1 protein-coding gene is annotated in these 1,527 nt (G+C 40.1%); it reads left to right on the top strand.

Going from position 1 to position 1,527, the window contains the following annotated elements; all coding sequences use genetic code 11:
- Positions 1-14 precede the first annotated feature (14 nt).
- Positions 15-1,346, top strand: a complete 1,332-nt coding sequence (locus ACI35L_RS13315; RefSeq protein ID WP_130898557.1) for an RNA-guided endonuclease InsQ/TnpB family protein — start codon at positions 15-17, stop codon at positions 1,344-1,346.
- The last annotated feature ends 181 nt before the right edge of the window (positions 1,347-1,527 follow it).

The raw sequence follows: 1,527 nt of genomic DNA, 5'->3' as shown, positions 1-1,527 counted from the left end.
AGGAGGTGAAATACATGAAAAGAATGAGCAGTTTAGCCTATCATTTTGGCGTTAAGCTTCGCTTTTATCCTAGTTCTAAGCAAAAGAAAATCATTAAACTAAACTATGATGCGCAGCGCTTTGTTTACAACTCTTATGTAGGACGCAATCGAAGCAATTATCATGCTAAGCACTACTTAGCTGTTAGACAATATCAAGCAATGCCTTTTGCCTTTTCTATTCTTAATAATTATGAGACTAGGTTGGCAGAAGAAGTAGTCACTAATAGCGAACTATTGGATAAGCCAAGGAATATTCGTGATACTTATAGCTTTTTGCGTGTTAAAGAAATTGATAGTCTCGCTATTGCCAACGCCATTCAAAATTATCAGAAAGCTTGGAACAACTATCGCAAGATTGGTCATGGAATTCCGACTTTTCACAAAAAACGCAGCGACTGGTCATATCAGACCAACTGTCAATATCCTAAGCAGTCAGAAGCCTATCTTGATAACGGGACAGCTAGATTTATTGATGCTAAACATATTAAATTGCCTAAGCTGGGAATTGTCCGCATTGCTGGTTTTAGAAAACTGATTAAAGAGCGCTTGCTTAAGCAGATTCCAACTAGAATTGGCACAGTCACGATAAAAAAGACCGCTGATGACCAGTTCTACCTGTCTATGCAATTAGGCAGCGATACTGCTTTTGTTAAGGAATTACCTAAAACACAAAGTCAAATTGGCATTGACCTCAATTTAGATAACTTCCTAACAGCATCTAACGGAGCAATGGTCGCTAATCCACGATTTTACCGCAAAACCAAAAAGAAGCTGGCCCATGCCCAACGTGTCTTGTCTCGCAGGCAGCGCCGGGCTAAAAAAGAAGGACGCAATTTGCGGCTAGCAAAAAACTATCAAAAACAGCGTCTAATAGTCGCTAAACTGCACGATAAGATCAGAAGACAGCGTAATGACTTTTTACAAGTACTCTCAACTGCACTAATCAAAAACCACGATTTAGTAGTTGCCGAGGAATTAAGAAACAGAAACCTGTTAAAGAATCATGCCTTGTCGCAATCAATTTCTGATGTCGGCTGGCGTAGTTTCCTGAATATGCTGGCTTATAAGGCAGATCTATATGGTAAAGAATTTCTAACAATTGATCCTAAATATACTACTCAACGCTGTCATGCTTGTGGCAGTATTATGGGCCAAAATGGTTATAAGAAATTAACCCTTAAGGATCGGGAGTGGACTTGTCCAATTTGTCGAATGCCCCATATTCGTGATTGGAATGCGGCAGTGAACATCTTAGAAAAAGGATTAAGCAAGTGGCAAAATCCTAAAATAAAAAAAGCAGCCTAGAAAGGCTGCAGTCCGTTAGCAACTCGCGGACTTAAAAGGCTTTGGTAATTAGACGACCTCTATCGGCAATAGTCAAAAGACTATTGCTGGTAAGTCAAGTCCGTATCTAAGCAAGTTGGTGTTCTGGTTAGCGCAAGCTAACGAGCCACTAAGCCCTAGACTTCAGTCTAGGGTAGTTGAC

The organism is Pradoshia sp. (genome assembly GCF_051873915.1).
Classification (GTDB): Bacteria; Bacillota; Bacilli; order Bacillales; family Pradoshiaceae; genus Pradoshia.
Note: the sequence above shows the minus strand (reverse complement) of the source record. Positions and strands in the feature narration are given on the sequence as shown.

Bases quoted from the DNA above. Each gene is read 5' to 3' on its own strand.
- ACI35L_RS13315 (WP_130898557.1), top strand. From the start codon at position 15: ATGAAAAGAATGAGCAGTTTAGCCTATCATTTTGGCGTTAAGCTTCGC.